Origin of the sequence: Leclercia sp. LSNIH8 (genome assembly GCF_002920195.1) — a bacterium.
GTDB lineage: Bacteria > Pseudomonadota > Gammaproteobacteria > Enterobacterales > Enterobacteriaceae > Enterobacter.
In genome coordinates, this window is the sequence record NZ_PQJY01000002.1 from 447,797 (window position 1) to 462,695 (window position 14,899).

The 14,899-nt window shown below is 59.0% G+C and carries 14 protein-coding genes and 1 riboswitch; of the genes, 7 read left to right on the forward strand and 7 right to left on the reverse strand.

Features of this window, described 5'->3' with window-relative positions:
* Positions 1–31: 31 nt before the first annotated feature.
* The gene (ygiD, locus tag C3406_RS07000) at positions 32–820 is read right to left on the reverse strand and encodes a 4,5-DOPA-extradiol-dioxygenase (protein ID WP_103822878.1); all 789 of its coding nucleotides are present in this window, start codon (positions 818–820) and stop codon (positions 32–34) included.
* 196 nt (positions 821–1,016) lie between these two features.
* Between ygiD and zupT the strand changes: the two genes are divergently transcribed.
* Positions 1,017–1,790 (forward strand): zinc transporter ZupT, encoded by a 774-nt coding sequence (gene zupT, locus C3406_RS07005; protein ID WP_103822879.1) that lies wholly within the window; start codon positions 1,017–1,019, stop codon positions 1,788–1,790.
* Positions 1,791–1,831: 41 nt separating this feature from the next.
* On the opposite strand, the gene ribB is transcribed toward zupT, so the two are convergent.
* Positions 1,832–2,485 carry a 3,4-dihydroxy-2-butanone-4-phosphate synthase gene (gene ribB / locus C3406_RS07010; protein WP_103822880.1) on the reverse strand — a complete coding sequence of 218 codons (654 nt, stop codon included), beginning with the start codon at positions 2,483–2,485 and terminating at the stop codon, positions 1,832–1,834.
* A 104-nt stretch (positions 2,486–2,589) separates the two neighbouring features.
* Positions 2,590–2,740: riboswitch (FMN riboswitch) on the reverse strand.
* A gap of 120 nt (positions 2,741–2,860) precedes the next feature.
* Here ribB and ubiK point away from each other — a divergent pair.
* Positions 2,861–3,157, forward strand: coding sequence for a ubiquinone biosynthesis accessory factor UbiK (ubiK, locus tag C3406_RS07015; protein ID WP_103822881.1), 297 nt, complete (start codon positions 2,861–2,863; stop codon positions 3,155–3,157).
* Positions 3,158–3,192: 35 nt separating this feature from the next.
* On the opposite strand, the gene hldE is transcribed toward ubiK, so the two are convergent.
* The 3 genes from hldE to C3406_RS07030 are packed head-to-tail and all read right to left on the reverse strand — an operon-like array spanning position 3,193 to position 8,845.
* A complete protein-coding gene (gene hldE, locus C3406_RS07020; RefSeq protein ID WP_103822882.1) occupies positions 3,193–4,626 on the reverse strand; it encodes a bifunctional D-glycero-beta-D-manno-heptose-7-phosphate kinase/D-glycero-beta-D-manno-heptose 1-phosphate adenylyltransferase HldE in 1,434 nt (477 codons plus the stop codon).
* Between the two features lie 40 nt (positions 4,627–4,666).
* On the reverse strand, positions 4,667–7,525 hold the full coding sequence (gene glnE, locus C3406_RS07025; protein WP_103822883.1) for a bifunctional [glutamate--ammonia ligase]-adenylyl-L-tyrosine phosphorylase/[glutamate--ammonia-ligase] adenylyltransferase: 2,859 nt from the start codon (positions 7,523–7,525) through the stop codon (positions 4,667–4,669).
* 18 nt (positions 7,526–7,543) lie between these two features.
* Positions 7,544–8,845 carry a CYTH domain-containing protein gene (locus C3406_RS07030; protein ID WP_103822884.1) on the reverse strand — a complete coding sequence of 434 codons (1,302 nt, stop codon included), beginning with the start codon at positions 8,843–8,845 and terminating at the stop codon, positions 7,544–7,546.
* Positions 8,846–9,083: 238 nt separating this feature from the next.
* Here C3406_RS07030 and C3406_RS07035 point away from each other — a divergent pair, with 238 nt between their 5' ends.
* Entirely contained in the window at positions 9,084–9,704 is a 621-nt protein-coding gene (locus C3406_RS07035) for a TIGR04211 family SH3 domain-containing protein (protein ID WP_103822885.1), read from the forward strand.
* Between the two features lie 58 nt (positions 9,705–9,762).
* A complete protein-coding gene (locus C3406_RS07040) occupies positions 9,763–11,004 on the forward strand; it encodes a multifunctional CCA addition/repair protein (protein WP_103822886.1) in 1,242 nt (413 codons plus the stop codon).
* A 10-nt stretch (positions 11,005–11,014) separates the two neighbouring features.
* Here the strand turns inward: C3406_RS07040 and bacA are convergent, their stop codons facing one another.
* Together bacA and folB are read right to left on the reverse strand one after the other, a co-directional pair.
* Positions 11,015–11,833, reverse strand: coding sequence for an undecaprenyl-diphosphate phosphatase (gene bacA, locus C3406_RS07045; protein ID WP_103822887.1), 819 nt, complete (start codon positions 11,831–11,833; stop codon positions 11,015–11,017).
* 103 nt (positions 11,834–11,936) lie between these two features.
* Entirely contained in the window at positions 11,937–12,305 is a 369-nt protein-coding gene (gene folB / locus C3406_RS07050; protein WP_103822888.1) for a bifunctional dihydroneopterin aldolase/7,8-dihydroneopterin epimerase, read from the reverse strand.
* A gap of 107 nt (positions 12,306–12,412) precedes the next feature.
* On the opposite strand from folB, the gene plsY reads away from it, so the two are divergent.
* The 3 genes from plsY (at position 12,413) to C3406_RS07070 (ending at position 14,899) form a co-directional block, all read left to right on the forward strand.
* Positions 12,413–13,027, forward strand: coding sequence for a glycerol-3-phosphate 1-O-acyltransferase PlsY (gene plsY, locus C3406_RS07055; protein ID WP_103822889.1), 615 nt, complete (start codon positions 12,413–12,415; stop codon positions 13,025–13,027).
* 731 nt (positions 13,028–13,758) lie between these two features.
* Positions 13,759–14,586: an urease accessory protein UreD gene (locus C3406_RS07065; RefSeq protein WP_103822890.1), complete on the forward strand. Its 828-nt coding sequence runs from the start codon at positions 13,759–13,761 to the stop codon at positions 14,584–14,586.
* Positions 14,587–14,596: 10 nt separating this feature from the next.
* Positions 14,597–14,899, forward strand: a complete 303-nt coding sequence (locus C3406_RS07070; protein WP_103822891.1) for an urease subunit gamma — start codon at positions 14,597–14,599, stop codon at positions 14,897–14,899.

Genomic DNA, 14,899 nt, shown 5'->3' on the forward strand with positions numbered 1-14,899 from the left:
AGGCCCGGTAAGCGCAGCGCCACCGGGCACTTTACCCCACCTGCACCGACAACATACTCAAGCTGCCCATCTCAATGCCATCCACCGGTGTGGAAACGGACTCCTGACCATCCCACGCCCCCAGAACATAGAGCAGCGGCAGGAAATGTTCTGCCGTCGGGTTCGAGAGCGAGCCGCCTTCATGCGCCAGATAATTCACCAGGGGATGTTCTTCAGCCGGTCCCTGCCAGGTCAGGTTTGCTTTCACGTAATCGTTAAACGACGTTGCCCACGGATAGGGCGTGTTTTCTCCGTGCCAGCGGGCCGTGCGCAGGTTATGCACCACGTTACCGCTGGCTACCAGCATGATGCCCTCGTCACGGAGCGCGGCGAGCTTACGGCCCATCTCAAGGTGCCACGCCGCCGGTTTGGTGCTGTCGATACTCAGCTGCACCATCGGGATGTCGGCATCCGGGTACATCTTGATCAGCACGCCCCAGGAGCCGTGGTCAAAGCCCCACGCCTCTTTATCAAGGGTGACCGGGAGAGGCGCAAGCAGCTCTACCAGCCGCTGCGCCAGGGCCGGTGATCCCGGTGCCGGATAGTGCGTGTCGTACAGCGCCTGCGGGAAGCCACCAAAATCATGGATCGTTTTCGGCGTTTCCATCGCGGTAACGCCGGTGCCACGGGTAAACCAGTGTGCAGAAATCACCACGATCGCTTTCGGACGCGGCAACGTCTCTCCCAGATGACGCCAGGCGCGGGTATAGACGTTATCCTCCAGCGCGTTCATGGGGCTGCCGTGGCCCAAAAACAGTGCTGGCATACGAGAAGATGTCATGATGATATCCTTACACAAGCTGTCGATTTGATAGCTTTACCTTACCCGTTAACAGGATAAGATGAACTCTGATAACCATGATGAAGATCATCAGGAAATTTGAATGTAAGGGATCTGTAAAGGCGATTATACCCGCTCGCTTTACGCGCGCTTAGCCTTTAATATGAATGATAATCATTATCATAAGGAGAGGTGAATGTCAGTACCCCTGATTCTGACTGTTCTCGCAGGCGCCGCCACCTTTATCGGCGCCCTGCTCGGCGTGCTGGGCCAGAAGCCCTCGAACCGCGTGCTGGCATTTTCGCTCGGTTTTGCCGCCGGGATCATGTTGCTCATCTCTCTGATGGAGATGCTGCCCGCGGCACTCGGCACGGAAGGGATGTCGCCGGTGCTCGGCTACGGGATGTTTGTCTTTGGCCTGCTGGGCTACTTTGCGCTGGACAGAATGCTGCCCCACGCGCACCCGCAGGATCTGATGCAGAAAGGGAGTCAGCCCCTGCCCCGCAACCTGCGACGTACCGCGCTGCTGCTGACCCTGGGCATCAGCCTGCATAACTTCCCGGAAGGCGTTGCGACCTATGTGACCGCCAGTAACAATCTGGAGTTAGGATTCGGTATTGCGCTGGCGGTGGCTTTGCACAATATCCCGGAGGGGCTGGCGGTCGCAGGCCCGGTCTATGCCGCAACGGGTTCTAAGCGTAAGGCGGTATTCTGGGCAGGCATTTCCGGCATGGCAGAGATCCTCGGCGGGGTGCTGGCGTGGTTGATCCTCGGCAGCCTGATTTCACCCGTAGTGATGGCGGCGATTATGGCGGCAGTGGCGGGCATTATGGTGGCGCTGTCGGTGGACGAGCTGATGCCGCTCGCCAAAGAGATCGACCCTAATAATAATCCCAGCTACGGCGTGCTGTGCGGGATGTCGGTAATGGGGCTCAGTCTGGTGCTGCTCCAGACGGCAGGAATAGGTTAAAAAAAACGCCGGGTTAACCCGGCGTTTTTTATGCTGCGTTATCAGCTGGCTTTGCGCTCTTGCGCCTGGCGATACGCCACCAGATCTTCAATGGTGACCACAGCCATGTTGTGTTTCACCGCGAAGTCGATGCACTCCGGCGCGCGGGCCATAGAGCCATCATCATTGGTCAGTTCGCAGAGCACACCGGCAGGTTTGAAGCCTGCCAGCGTGACCAGATCGATGGTCGCTTCGGTGTGGCCGCCGCGAGTCAATACGCCGCCCGGCTGCGCGCGCAGCGGGAAGACATGGCCCGGACGGTTCAGATCAGAAGGTTTTGCACCATCAGCAATGGCGGCACGCACGGTGGTGACGCGGTCAGCAGCCGACACGCCGGTGGTCACGCCGCTGGCGGCTTCGATGGTGACGGTAAAACCGGTGCCGAAGGCGCTGGTGTTGTTCTCTACCATCATAGGCAGTTCCAGCTGTTTACGGCGATCTTCGGTGATACACAGGCAAACAATACCGCTGCCGTGACGGATGGTCAGCGCCATCTGCTCAACGGTCATGGTTTCGGCGGCGAAAATCATATCGCCTTCGTTTTCACGGTCTTCATCGTCAAGCACCATCACGCCGCGGCCTTCGCGAAGCGCAGCAAGCGCCTGCTCAACACGGTCAGTAGAGGTACCGAAAGAGGAAAGGAGCGTCTGATTCATGGTAAAAAAACCTCATTAAAATTATGGTTACCAGAATCAGGGCAGTCTTAGGAGCGCCGGAGTACGGCAAAAAAATAACGTGAGCGGGCCTCGCCCGACTGGTTCGTTACTCTCTCCCATCCGGACTTTAACCGTCGGCCCCGGAATTACACCGGATCTGCTGACCTTTGAGTGTGCACCCAAAGCGCTCGCGGGCTTTCAACATGGTGTTGATTTACCGCCGGTGGGGAATTTCGCCCCGCCCTGAGAATAAGCGGGATAACTATAACGCTAATGATTATGTTCGGCAACGCATAAGCTTCACACAATTCTGGTTTAAGGATCTCCGTAACGCGCTACAATGATTCTAAACATCTTTACTTCAAGGGAACTATGATGATCGACCCAAAAAAAATTGAACAACTTGCCCGCCAGGTCCATGAATCCATGCCAAAAGGCGTACGTGAGTTTGGTGATGATGTTGAGAAGAAGATCCGCCAGGTGCTGCAGGCGCAGCTGATGCGTCTGGATCTGGTCAGCCGTGAAGAATTTGACGTGCAGACGCAGGTTCTGCTGCGCACCCGTGAGAAGATTGCCCTGCTGGAGCAGCGCCTCACCGAGCTGGAAAACCGCAACGTTGTCGACGAAGTGAAACCGGCGCCAGCGATCCCACCGGTTGATAACGTGGAATAATTCACCGCAAAAAAACGGGCCTTTCGGCCCGTTTTTTATTTCTCGCTGTCTTTCTGGATCTTTTTGATGATGTTGGTGGTTGAACACCCGTCCTCAAAATTGAGCACCATCACTTCCCCGCCGTTGGCCCAGACCTCTTCGCTGCCCGCGATTTGCTCAGGCTTATAGTCACCGCCTTTCACCAGCAGGTCCGGCAGGATCCCGGCAATCAGACGCTGCGGCGTATCTTCTTCAAAGGAGACGACCCAGTCCACCGCTTCCAGCGCGCCAAGCACAATCATACGCTGCTCAAGCGGGTTCACCGGACGGGTTTCACCTTTCAGCCGTTTGGTAGAAGCATCGCTGTTCACCGCCACAATCAGGCGATCGCCCAGCTTGCGCGCGTTGGCAAGATAAGAGACGTGGCCCGCGTGCAGAATGTCGAACACGCCGTTGGTCATCACCACTTTCTCACCACGCTTACGCGCGGCGGCCACGGCCACTTTCAGCTCCTCTTCGCTCATCACGCCAAAACCGGTTTCGGCGCGGCCACGCACCGCGTTTTCCAGCTCGATGGGGGAGACAGTTGAGGTCCCCAGCTTGCCGACCACCACACCTGCGGCAGCGTTGGCAAAGTAGCAGGCCTCTTCAAGGGTATTACCGGCAGCCAGCGTCGCCGCCAGCACGCCAATTACCGTATCGCCCGCACCGGTAACGTCATACACTTCCTGCGCCTGGGTTGGCATATGCAGCGGCGCTTTGCCCGGCTGCAGCAGGGTCATCCCCTGCTCGGAACGGGTCACCAGCAGCGCGGAGAGGTCGAAGTCGGCAATGATCTTCATGCCGCGCTCAACGATCTCATCTTCGGTTTTGCATTTGCCCGCCACCGCTTCAAATTCGGAGAGATTAGGCGTCAGCAGCGTCGCACCGCGATAGCGTTCGAAGTCGGTGCCTTTCGGGTCGATCAGCACCGGCACACCGGAAGCGCGCGCCAGCTTAATCATCTGCTGGACGCTCGCCAGCGCCCCTTTGGCGTAGTCGGAGAGCACCAGCGCCCCGATGTTGCCCAGCGCCTGGTTGATACGCTCGTGCAGCGGCTCCGGATCCACGCCTTCAAAGCCCTCTTCAAAGTCGAGGCGGATCAGCTGCTGGTTTCGCGACAGCACGCGCAGTTTAGTAATGGTCGGGTGCGTTGGAACAGAAACGAAATCACATTTAACGTTCACATCCGCCAGCGTCTTGCTCAGCGCCCGCGCTGCATCGTCGATGCCGGTCAGACCGACCAGACGCGAATGCGCGCCAAGAGAAGCAATGTTCATCGCCACGTTTGCCGCGCCGCCAGGACGCTCTTCAATGGTATCCACCTTCACCACCGGGACCGGGGCTTCCGGGGAAATGCGGCTGGTTGGCCCATACCAGTAGCGATCCAGCATCACATCGCCAACTACCATAACTCCAGCTCGTTCAAACTCTGGCAGTGTTACTTTCATTCCTGACTCCAGAAAGATTCACAATTTGCGCGCGATAATATCACACTTGTTTTGTTACGCACGGTTCCACCAGCCACTTCTGCCAGCAGGCGCGCACCAGCTCCCGCTCGGCGTTAAAGCAGTCGAGCGGCAGATGGCCGGGCTGCTCCTGCAACGCCAGATGGTGCAGTTCATCGCGCAGCGTGGTGTAAGCGCGGGTGAGCGCCAGCGCCTCCTGTTCATCCATAATGTCGTTCTGCGCCAGCAGTTCCAGAATGCGCACATTATCCGACCAGCGGGTCAGCTTCGGTTTGGCGTGGGCATCACGCAGCACCAGATACTGGGTGATAAATTCGATATCGGTAATACCGCCCTCGTCGGCTTTAATATCAAAGCGATCCCGGTGCTTATTCCCCAGGTGAGCGCGCATTTTTTCACGCATTTCGCGCACCTCGGTCTGCAGCGTCGGGCCCTCGCGCGTGGCGGTCAGCACGTCGCGGCGAATGGTATCAAACTGCGCCTTCAGCTGCGGATCGCCATAGACCACCCGGGCGCGCACCAGAGCCTGATGCTCCCAGGTCCAGGCTTCGTTCTTCTGATACTCGGCAAACGACTCGGTGGAAGAGACCAGCATGCCCGCCGCCCCGGACGGACGCAGGCGGGCATCCACTTCATACAGAATGCCCGACGACGTGCGGGTGCTGAACAGGTGCATGATTCGCTGGGCCAGGCGCAGGTAGAACTGACGCCCGTCGATCTCACGCTCGCCGTCGGTCATCACATCCACCGGGCAGTCGTGAAGGAAAATGAGATCCAGATCGGAGCTGTAGCCCAGCTCCCAGCCGCCCAGCTTGCCGTAACCCACCACCGCAAAGCCGCGTCCTTCGCGATCGGCCAGGTGCTTCGGCTGGCCGTAACGCGCCACCATCTGCACCCACGCCTGATGGACAACGGCATCAATAATCGCCTCCGCCAGCCAGGTTAAGTGATCGCTCACTTTCATCACTGGCAGCGTTCCGGCGATGTCGGCGGCGGCCACACGCAGCAGCTGCGCCTGCTTAAACTGACGCAGCGCCTCCAGCTGCTGCTCCTCATCCTCCTCAGGCACGCGCAGCAGATACTGGCGCAGCTCATCGCGATAGGCGTCGGTCGCCGTCGGCTGGTAAAGGGTGTTGGGATCGAGCAGCTCATCCAGCAGCAGCGGATAGCGCGCCAGCTTGCTGGCGATCATTGGCGAGGCGGCGCAGAGGGAAATCAGGTGCTTGAGCGCGCCCGGGAACTCGCTTAACAGCTCAAGATAGGTGGTGCGGGTGATGATCCCGCTGAGCAGCGGGGTCAGACGCGACAGCGGCACCGGCGCATCGGCGCGGGAACAGACATCGCTCAGCAGGTGCGGCATCAGGTGATCGAGCACCTGACGTCCGCGCGGGCCAATGGCGCGCTTGTTCAGTTCCAGGCGGAAATCGGCAATCAGCGCCACCACCCGGTGACGGTCATCATTGCTGAGGTGGGCCAGCACCGGGGTAGTGTCGTCCTCCTGAAGCGCATCCTGCCACAGCTCGCGCCAGTGTTCGGACAGCTCATCATCCTGCGACTCGCTCTCATCGTCGCCAATCAGGTCGTTAAAAATCCGCCGCACCGCGGCCATGTGCGCATCCAGCGCCTCGGTCAGCGCCTGCCAGTGGTCCAGGCGCATTCCCCAGGCGAGACGGGCGCGATTAAGCTCATCCCCCGGCAGGGTCTGGGTTTGTTCGTCGTTAATGCTCTGCAGCAGGTTCTCCAGCCGACGCAAAAAGAGGTAGGCCTCACGCAGGATTTGCGCATCCCCTTCCGGCAGCAGATTCAGCTGTGCAATTGCCGCAAGCGTTGGCAGCAGGGAGCGGGATTGCAGCGACGGCTCGCGCCCGCCGCGGATCAGCTGGAACACCTGGACGATAAACTCGATCTCGCGGATGCCGCCCGCCCCCAGCTTGATGTTGTCTTTCAGGCCGCGACGCCGCACTTCCCGGGCAATCATCCCTTTCATGTTGCGCAGCGACTGGATGACGCTGAAATCGATATAGCGACGGAAGACGAACGGGCGCAGCATGGCGCGCAGCTCGCTGGCGTAGGCGCCGTCGTTATCGCCCATGATCCGCGCCTTTACCATCGCGTAGCGCTCCCAGTCGCGCCCCTGCTCCTGGTAGTAGTCCTCCAGCGCGGCAAAGCTCAGCACCAGCGGGCCGCTGTCGCCGAACGGACGCAGGCGCATATCCACGCGATAGACAAAGCCATCCTGGGTGGGTTGATCCAGGGCCTTAATCAGCCGCTGCCCCAGGCGGGTAAAGAACTGGGCGTTATCCAGCTCACGGCGTCCACCGCGGGTGGCCCCCTTCTCCGGCCAGGCGAAGATCAGATCGATATCCGAGGAAAAGTTGAGCTCGCCGCCGCCCAGTTTGCCCATCCCTAAAATCAGCAGCGGCTGCGGGGTGCCATCCTCACTGCATGGCGTCCCCCATTCACGACAGCAGGCGTCGTACAGCCAGTCGCGGGCGGCGACGATCAGCGTCTCCGCAAGGTGACTCAACTGCTGCAACGTGCTCTCTTCACTCACCAGCATCAGCGCCTGCGCCCAGGCGATGCGCACCATCACCCGGCGGCGGAAATGGCGCAGCTCGCGCATCAGCGCGGCTTCATCGCTGACATCTGCCAGCGCGTCGCGTAACCACTGCGCGTAGTGCTGCCACTCATCCGCCTGCGGCGGCGCGGCCTCAAGCCCGGTCAGCCAGTCAGGATGTGCCGTAACGCTCTCCTGCACAAAGTCGCTGAACGCCAGCACCTGCCGGGCCTGCTCGCTTAATGACGAGGCGGGTAATGCTTCCGGCAGACGCTCACATACCGTCTGCCACTGCTGCTGTAAGGGTGAAGAAAGCGGCATCATTGGGGTTCCTTGCCTGCGTTAACGTTTTCCGCTGTGCAGCCAGAATGGCTCCTGCGAAATGGCTTCGTTGCGGAAATGCTCAATTTCAATGTGCTGGCGGGTCTTAATGGCATGCAGCAGACCTTGCCAGTTTTCCAGCCAGGCGCGGGCCACCGGGCCGTCATAGGCCCCTGCCAGCAGCAGCATGCTGTCGATGTTACGCGCCAGACGAATCAGCTGATCGCCATATTGATCCCCCAGCGGATGGGCGAACGTGGTTTTCAGTTCAGCGGCGTGACGGGAGAGGTGAATATCGGCGAAGCGCTTAAAGTTATCCGCTATTTTGCTCTGCGCCTTCGCGTCGAGGAAGGTACGCCAGCCGCGTGTCACCAGAAACTCGGTCAGCGCCAGTTTCGCGGTGGCGGTTTGCGGGCTGTAGACCGCCGTCTCGGCAGAGACATCCGACGCCATCAGGGTTTCAGTCTGGGTCAGCAGATCGCGTAAGTGAGCACTCGCTTTACGTGGCACAATGCCGCCGAACAGCGTCAGGCTGTGACGTACCAGCGCCATCGCCGCCAGCACCTCGGCTTTCGCTCCTTTCACGCCGCGGACCCACAGCTCTTCGTGATACTGCCACTGGCTCAGGGCCAGCTCCAGCGAGGCTTCAAACCCCTGCTCGATGGAGGATTTCGGCGCGACGCGCATAATCTCCAGCGGTTTCAGGGTGCGCGGCGCATTGCCCTGGGCCAGATGATAGCCGCGGGCCGCCTTGCTCAGGCTCCCCTGACGCAGACCGCTCTGGGTCACCAGCTTACGCGCCAGCTTCAGCACGTCATCAGCGTGGCCTTCCAGCAGCTCAAGTTCCAGCTCGCAGATCGGCTCCTGGAACTCGCCCGCTTTTACCTCACCCCGGTCGAGGGCGATCTCAATGCGGCTTTTACCTTCGTTCACCAGCCACTTTTCGCGCCAGAAATCGGTGCTGAACAGCGGGCTGGCGCTCTCTTCCAGGCCCTCGGGCAGTTGTCCTTCCGGCCACACTTCCGCCGGGAAGCGCGCCAGATCCAGCGCAGGCTGGTCAATTTCAATATTGTATTCCGGGCGCTGATGCAGACCGCCCACCACGCGGCCACCAATTTTCATGGTCATCTCGTAGCGACCATCGACGCCGCGAATGCGCAGCCCCCTGTCATGGCGACGCAGCCACAGGTCCCGGGTTTCGTAATAGATGTTGAGCAGTTGCACCGGCTCGTGATGTTCAGCTGTCAGCTGGTGCAGATGGTTTTTCAGCGCGTCGACGCTCTCATTTTCAATGATAAACTTTAATTCGATTTCCTGAGCCATGGCCTTGTTCTTTTGATTGCAGCACTGCGGGGTAAATTTAGGCGAACTTACTCGCCACTTTTTTGTCAGTAGATAGTATTTTGCGCCAGATTGCCACGCAATGAGCAATTTGACGGGCGTAAAGTTTGTTAAAGTGGCAAACAGAACACGGAGGATTCCGAATGCTGACGAATCCTTTGCGTGGAGAAGCCGTTACCACTACTATCGTTCCACTTTTTATGAAAATAACGACTGCCTGATGCTTAAATTACGCCTAATCGGACTGACATTACTTGCTTTTAGCGCCGCAACAGCGGTTCACGCTGAAGAGAAACGCTACGTTTCTGACGAACTGAATACCTGGGTACGTAGTGGACCGGGTGACAATTATCGCCTCGTGGGTACGATTAATGCCGGCGAGGAAGTGGCGCTGTTACAGAGCAACGCAGACGCCAGCTATGGCCAGGTGCGCGACAGCAGCGGCCGTATCGCCTGGATCCCGTTAAAAGAGCTTAGCACCAGCCCAAGCCTGCGCACTCGCGTGCCGGATCTGGAAAACCAGGTCAAAACCCTGACCGACAAACTGACCAATATCGATGCCACCTGGAACCAGCGCACGGCTGAAATGCAGCAGAAAGTGGCCCAGAGCGACGGGGTGATCAACGGTCTTAAAGACGAAAACCAGAAGCTGAAAAACGAGCTGATCGTCGCCCAGAAAAAGGTGAGCGCGGCCAACCTGCAGCTGGATGACAAACAGCGCACCATCATTATGCAATGGTTTATGTATGGTGGCGGCGTGCTGGGTATGGGTCTGCTGCTGGGTCTGGTACTGCCGCATCTGGTGCCGAGCCGTAAGCGTAAAGACCGTTGGATGAACTAAATCGCTATCTCTGCCACACTTACGTATTATTGCCATTTTTGATACGGGAGAGTGAGGCGTGAAGATTTATCTGGTCGGTGGTGCGGTTCGTGATGCGTTGTTAGGTCTGCCGGTCAAAGATAAAGACTGGGTGGTGGTAGGCGCCACACCTCAGGAGATGCTCGATGCGGGCTACCAGCAGGTAGGCCGCGATTTTCCTGTCTTTCTGCATCCGCAAAGCCGCCAGGAGTACGCCCTGGCGCGTACCGAGCGCAAATCCGGTGTCGGTTATACCGGCTTCACCTGCCATGCCGCACCGGACGTCACCCTTGAAGAGGATTTGCAGCGCCGCGATCTGACCATCAACGCCCTCGCCCAGGATGAACATGGCCATATCGTTGATGCGTATGGCGGCCAGTCGGATCTGCAAAACCGCATCCTGCGCCATGTTTCCCCCGCCTTCTCTGAAGATCCGCTCCGCGTGCTGCGCGTGGCGCGCTTTGCTGCCCGCTATGCCCACTTGAGCTTTCGCATCGCCGATGAAACGATGGCGCTGATGAGCGCCATGACCAGAGCGGGCGAGCTGGAACACCTTACCCCCGAGCGCGTGTGGAAAGAGACCGAGAATGCGCTCACCACGCGTAATCCACAGGTTTACTTCCAGGTGCTGCGCGACTGCGGGGCGCTGAAGGTGCTGTTCCCGGAAGTGGACGCCCTGTTTGGCGTGCCGGCTCCGGCGAAGTGGCACCCGGAAATTGATACCGGCATCCATACCCTGATGACCCTGAGCATGGCGGCAATGCTGAGCCCGGAGGTGGATGTCCGCTTTGCCACGCTCTGTCACGACCTCGGCAAGGGCTTAACGCCGCCCGAGCTCTGGCCGCGCCACCACGGCCACGGCCCGGCGGGCGTGCGGCTGGTTGAACGGGTCTGCCAGCGGATGCGGGTCCCTAACGAGATCCGCGATCTGGCGAAGCTGGTCGCCGAGTTCCACGACCTGATCCACACCTTCCCGATCCTTAAACCGGCCACTATCGTGAAGCTGTTCGACAGCATTGACGCCTGGCGCAAGCCGCAGCGCGTGGAGCAGATCGCCTTAACCAGCGAAGCCGACGTGCGCGGACGCGCCGGGTTTGAAGCCAACGATTATCCGCAGGGGCGGTTGCTGCGTGAAGCCTGGATCGTTGCGAAAGCGGTGCCGACAAAAGCGGTGGTTGAGGCTGGATTTAAAGGACCAGAGATCCGGGAAGAGTTAACAAAACGGCGGATCCGGGCCGTCGCAGCCTGGAAGGAACAGCATTGCCCTCAGCCGAAAGACTGAGGGCGGGCAATCAGAAGAAGACCACGTATACCGCGGCCGCCACGATAAAGCGATAGATGGCGAACGGGATAAACGAGATGCGCTTGATCAGCTGCAGGAAGGTTTTGATGGCGATCAGCGCCACGATAAAGGCGGTGATAAAGCCCACGGCAAACATCGGGATGTCGCCCGCGGTCAGGAAGTGATAGCTCTTGTAGAGATCGAGCACCGTGGCGCCCATCATCATCGGCACCGCCAGCAGGAATGAGAACTCAGAGGCCGCATAGCGGCTCACGCCCATCAGCATCCCGCCTGAAATTGTTGCTCCAGAGCGAGAGAAGCCCGGCCACAGCGCCAGGCACTGGAAGCAGCCAATCATAAACGCCTGACGGTAGGTCATGTCGTCCAGACCCGGCGCGCGAGGCTCTTTCGGCTTCAGCAGCTCGGCGGCAATTAACAGGATACCGCCAACCACCAGGGCATACATCACGTTAATCGGGTTAAACAGCGACTTGATGGTGTCGTGGAGCACCAGACCCAGCACCACCGCCGGAATCATGCCGAGCAGGATGTGCAGCAGCGTTAAACGCCCTTTACCAGCACCTTCATGCGGCGGATGACCAAAGTGGATGCCAATCAGGCCGAACAGGCGACGCCAGAACATCACCACCACCGCCAGAATGGATCCTAACTGGATCACTACTTCAAAGGTTTTCGCCGTTTCGCCCTCGAACCCCAGCAGATGGCCGACAATGATCATATGGCCTGTACTGGAAACCGGCAAAAACTCTGTCAATCCTTCGACCACACCCAGTATTGCTGCCACCAGCAGGGAGTGCATATCGCTCATCAATTAACCCCTAAAAGACAGAAAAAAGGGCTACCCAGGGGGTAACCGTAAAAGGAACAGCTCTAAGACTGATTTAACAGGAATTGGTTTAACTATTATACCTTTAAATGTTTCCTTTCAGATTTTGGCTACGTTCGATAATGACCCCGACATTGGCCGCCCGCGCAACCGCTCCCGGCTTGCTGACTTTGATGCGCACCCACGGAGAATTGAAGCGGCTGAGCAGCAGCTCCGCCACCTCTTCCGCCACGCGCTCCACCAGCGCAAAACGCTGGCCTTCCACGTGACTGATGACCGCTTCACTCACGTCGGCATAGCTCAGACAGTCGTTCACATCATCGCTTTTTGCCGCGGCGGCGTTATCCCAGCCCATTTCGATATCGAACACGAGTTTCTGCTCGATGGTCTGCTCCCAGTCATACACCCCGATAGTGGTGATTACCGAAAGTTGCTCTATAAATACTATATCCATCACGACCTGCCTGGTTTTTGGCTAAACCGGATACCACTCCCGGCGAATTATGCGTATTATCCACAGATGCTAAGTACAAAACGACATTTTCAAAACGGAACAGCGTTATGAGTGCAATCGCGCCTGGAATGATCTTCCTTGCCTACCTTTGCGGCTCAATTTCCAGCGCCATTCTGGTCTGCCGTATCGCCGGGTTGCCTGACCCACGCGAGAGCGGTTCCGGGAATCCGGGAGCGACCAATGTACTACGAATTGGCGGCAAAGGAGCAGCCGTAGCGGTTCTGATTTTTGACGTTCTGAAAGGAATGCTTCCCGTCTGGGGCGCGTATGCACTGGGCGTCACGCCGTTCTGGCTGGGGCTGATTGCCATTGCCGCCTGTCTGGGCCACATCTGGCCGGTTTTCTTCGGTTTTAAAGGCGGAAAAGGCGTCGCCACCGCGTTTGGCGCCATCGCCCCTATTGGCTGGGATCTGACCGGCGTGATGGCCGGCACCTGGCTGCTCAGCGTGTTGCTGAGCGGGTACTCTTCGCTTGGCGCCATTGTGAGCGCGCTGATTGCACCGTTTTATGTCTGGTGGTTTAAGCCGCAGTTTACTTTTCCGGTGTCGATGCTCTCTTGTCTGATCCTGTTGCGTCACCATGACAATATTCAGCGGTTATGGCGGCATCAGGAGACGAAGATCTGGGCGCGGTTGAAGCGGAAGAAGAAAGAGACGCGGTAGCTTATATTGAGTTTAGTGGAATCGTTCCGTTCACTTTACGACCAACAGAATATGACGTTCCGGAACCCGTGAACGTGATAAGGGGGCCACCGCGGCCCCCTTATCAATCCCCGCGGCCCCGCGACGAAATCGGTGCTTCGCACTGCGCTCACCTCACGACCTGCTGCCTGCGGTCGGCTCAACTCGACATCCTGTCTCGATTCGCCTCTGGCCGCCATCCCTGGCGTCCAGCCCTTGTCATCCGGTCTCCGGTTCGCCGATTTCAGCGGGGACTCAACACCCGTGCCACATTCCGGCAATAAAAGAATTTGCAGAGAAATGACGTTCTGTTTCATTCAGGCCGCAGCGAAGGCTGAGGGAGCGTGAGTCCGGCTGAAAATCGCTGAGGCGTTGACCGCAGGCCGGGGCGAGGCGCAGGGATGCGCCGAGAGGGCGTGACCTACATGGATGTAGGATCACGCCCGACCCGATAGCCGGAGGGAATAAGCCGAAGGGACCGCGAAGCGGCGATTTTCTTTGCCGGGAGCCGGGATTGTTAAGGGGGCGGCGGCAGCCCCACCGCAGCGGGGCGTACATAACGCAGAGAAGTCATAGTGAACGGAACAATTCCACCACTCCAGAAAATAAGTGGGCGCTTAGCAACCGCCCCCATCCATAAGCGACTCATATGACAGCCTTCATTTCCGCCAGGGCATACTAAAAAAACCCGACGGCGAGCAGATGGATAAAGCATGTCAGCAACTCAGGCGCATGAAAAAACAGTAAAAGGCTGGCAGGCATCCCTTGCCCTGCACTTTTCCTACTCGCCTGAAAAAACCCTCCTCCACTCTGCCCGCCACGTCGGGCCACTCACCGTGCAGCGCCCCTTTTATCCCGAAGGTGAGACCTGCCACCTCTATCTGCTGCACCCGCCGGGCGGGATTGTCGGCGGGGATGAACTGACGATCGACGTCCACCTTGCGGCCCATAGCCACGCGCTGATCACCATGCCCGGCGCCAGCAAGTTCTATCGCAGCAATGGCGCGCTGGCACGGCTGGATCAGCATTTCACACTGGAGGAGAACGCCATTCTGGAGTGGCTGCCGCAGGACACCCTTTTCTTCCCCGGCGCACAGGCTACCCTGCGCTCGGTGTTCCATCTGCAGCGCAGCAGCACCCTGCTGGCCTGGGAGCTGTTTTGCCTGGGCCGCCCGGTGATCAATGAGCCCTTCAGCCACGGCCGTATTGAGAGCCGCCTTGAGGTCTGGCTTGAGGGTGAGCCGCTGCTGATCGAGCGCCAGCACCTGGCCGACGGCGATCTGACCCCCGTGGCGGAACATCCGTGGATCGGCACCCTGCTGTTTTACCCGGCGAGCGAAACGCAGCTGGAGGAGGCCCGCGAAGCCCTGGCACCGCTGGAGCATTTCGCTGGCGCGACCCTCACCGACGGCCTGCTGTCGGTGCGTTTTCTGGCCCATGACAACCTGATTTGCCAGCAGGCGATGCGTGAGATCTGGCAGCGCCTGCGTCCGCAGCTTACCGCCAAAGCCCCCTGTTCGCCCCGAATCTGGCACACCTGAGAGAAGCACGATGGAACTGACCCCCAGAGAAAAAGACAAGCTGTTGCTGTTTACCGCCGCGCTGGTCGCCGAGCGTCGTCTCGCCCGTGGCGTGAAGCTCAATTACCCCGAATCGGTGGCCCTGATCAGCGCCTTCATTATGGAAGGGGCGCGCGACGGGCAGACGGTGGCGGAATTAATGGAAGCGGGCCGTCACGTCCTGACTCGCAGCCAGGTAATGGAAGGCGTGCCGGAGATGATCCCGGATATTCAGGTGGAGGCCACCTTCCCGGACGGCTCCAAGCTCGTCACCGTTCACAATCCGATCCTGTAA

What these genes read in the sequence shown, in the direction of transcription:
- ygiD (WP_103822878.1), bottom strand. Translation starts at nt 820, where the DNA reads ATGACATCTTCTCGTATGCCAGCACTGTTTTTGGGCCACGGCAGCCCC.
- zupT (WP_103822879.1), top strand. Translation starts at nt 1,017, where the DNA reads ATGTCAGTACCCCTGATTCTGACTGTTCTCGCAGGCGCCGCCACCTTT.
- ribB (WP_103822880.1), bottom strand. Translation starts at nt 2,485, where the DNA reads ATGAATCAGACGCTCCTTTCCTCTTTCGGTACCTCTACTGACCGTGTT.
- ubiK (WP_103822881.1), top strand. Translation starts at nt 2,861, where the DNA reads ATGATCGACCCAAAAAAAATTGAACAACTTGCCCGCCAGGTCCATGAA.
- hldE (WP_103822882.1), bottom strand. Translation starts at nt 4,626, where the DNA reads ATGAAAGTAACACTGCCAGAGTTTGAACGAGCTGGAGTTATGGTAGTT.
- glnE (WP_103822883.1), bottom strand. Translation starts at nt 7,525, where the DNA reads ATGATGCCGCTTTCTTCACCCTTACAGCAGCAGTGGCAGACGGTATGT.
- C3406_RS07030 (WP_103822884.1), bottom strand. Translation starts at nt 8,845, where the DNA reads ATGGCTCAGGAAATCGAATTAAAGTTTATCATTGAAAATGAGAGCGTC.
- C3406_RS07035 (WP_103822885.1), top strand. Translation starts at nt 9,084, where the DNA reads ATGCTTAAATTACGCCTAATCGGACTGACATTACTTGCTTTTAGCGCC.
- bacA (WP_103822887.1), bottom strand. Translation starts at nt 11,833, where the DNA reads ATGAGCGATATGCACTCCCTGCTGGTGGCAGCAATACTGGGTGTGGTC.
- folB (WP_103822888.1), bottom strand. Translation starts at nt 12,305, where the DNA reads ATGGATATAGTATTTATAGAGCAACTTTCGGTAATCACCACTATCGGG.
- plsY (WP_103822889.1), top strand. Translation starts at nt 12,413, where the DNA reads ATGAGTGCAATCGCGCCTGGAATGATCTTCCTTGCCTACCTTTGCGGC.
- C3406_RS07065 (WP_103822890.1), top strand. Translation starts at nt 13,759, where the DNA reads ATGTCAGCAACTCAGGCGCATGAAAAAACAGTAAAAGGCTGGCAGGCA.
- C3406_RS07070 (WP_103822891.1), top strand. Translation starts at nt 14,597, where the DNA reads ATGGAACTGACCCCCAGAGAAAAAGACAAGCTGTTGCTGTTTACCGCC.